Genomic DNA, 1,696 nt, shown 5'->3' with positions numbered 1-1,696 from the left:
GATCCAGGCGCGGCTCGACACCAAGACCGACACCTATATGGCCAGCCTGCCCAGCCTGCGTCTGAATGATGTGCGTATCCCCGATGAGCTGGTCAGTGAGCACGAACGCATGCTCACCGGCGGCTTCTACGCCGAGCTCACTCTGGAGTACGACGCTAGCATCGCCCAGGAACATGGGGGTCGACCCTTCGGCATTCGCGCCCTGCGCGAGATCCAGCTCTCCAAGCGCGACGTGCTCGAGGAACTTGCCCGCGCCCGCCGCCACTTCACTACCGAGGAATGGAAGGCCTTCCTGCTACGCTCCACCGGCATCGAGGCAGCCAGCCTGAGTGAGCGCCAGAAGGACGCCATGCTGCTGCGCATGGTGCCCTTCGTGGAGCGCAACTATAACCTCGTGGAGCTCGGCCCCCGCGGCACCGGCAAGAGCCACCTGTTCCAGCAGGTGTCGCCCTATGCCCACCTGATCTCCGGCGGCAAGGCTACCGTGGCCAAGATGTTTGTCAACAACGCCAACGGCCAGCGCGGTCTGGTATGCCAGTACGACGTGGTCTGCTTCGATGAGGTGTCCGGCATCTCCTTTGATAGCAAGGATGGCGTCAACATCATGAAGGGCTACATGGAGAGCGGCGAGTTCTCCCGCGGCAAGGAGAGCATCCGCGCCGATGGTTCCATCGTACTGGTCGGCAACTTCGATGTGGACGTGGAACACCAGCAGCGCATTGGTCATCTGTTCGGCCCACTGCCGGAGGAGATGCGCCACGACACCGCCTTCATGGATCGCATCCACGCCTTCCTTCCCGGCTGGGACGTGCCCAAGGTCAGCAAGGAGCTACTCACCGATCACTTCGGTCTCGTCAGCGACTTCCTCTCCGAATGCTGGACCCAACTGCGCAACCAGAGCCGTGTCTCGCAGTGGCAGGGTCGCGTGTTCTTCGGAGGCGCTCTTTCGGGTCGCGATACCAATGCAGTCAACAAGACGGCCAGCGGCCTGTTGAAGCTGCTCTATCCCGGTGATGACCTCGCTCCCGGCGACGACGACCTGGAGTGGGCCATCCATATCGCCATGGAAGCCCGCCGGCGGGTCAAGGAACAGCAGAAGCGCATCGGCGCCGCAGAATTCCGCAACACCCACTTCAGCTACACCATGGGCGAAGACGGCGTGGAGAAATTCGTCGCCACGCCCGAGCTGCAGAGCGACAACAGCATCGGCAACGACCCGCTGGAACCCGGTCAGGTGTGGACCATCAGCCCCGGAGGCCAGGCCAGCAACGGCCAGGAGGAACACCCCGGCCTGTACCGTATCGAGGTCAACGAGGGCCCGGGCACCGGCGTCAAGATCCTCAACAAGCCGGTGCCCCCCGCGTTTCGCGAGAGTATCGGGTATGCCGAGCAGAACCTCTACACTCGAGCCGGCCAACTAGTTGGTGACAAGGAACCCCGCCAGCACGAATTTACCGTTCAGCTGCGCGCCTTCGATGCCGCCAAGGCTGGCACCAAGCTGGGTGTAGCTTCCGTGATCGCCATGAGCTCAGCGCTACTCAAGCGCAGCCTCCGCGGCGGCCTGATTGTGGTCGGCGAGATCAATTTGGGTGGCTCCATAGAAACGGTCCATAACCCAGTGACCCTAGTGGAGATCGCCGTCGAAAAAGGTGCCACGGCTATTCTGATGCCCGTGACCTGCCGCAAGATGCTGTTT

Annotated in this window: 1 protein-coding gene; it reads left to right on the top strand. The window is 62.4% G+C overall.

Features of this window, described 5'->3' with window-relative positions:
* On the top strand, positions 1–1,696 hold a 1,696-nt coding region (brxL, locus tag ACESMD_RS02255), incomplete at both ends, for a BREX system Lon protease-like protein BrxL (RefSeq protein ID WP_372609944.1).

Source organism: Halomonas sp., assembly GCF_041689495.1.
GTDB lineage: Bacteria > Pseudomonadota > Gammaproteobacteria > Pseudomonadales > Halomonadaceae > Halomonas.
Note: the sequence above shows the minus strand (reverse complement) of the source record. Positions and strands in the feature narration are given on the sequence as shown.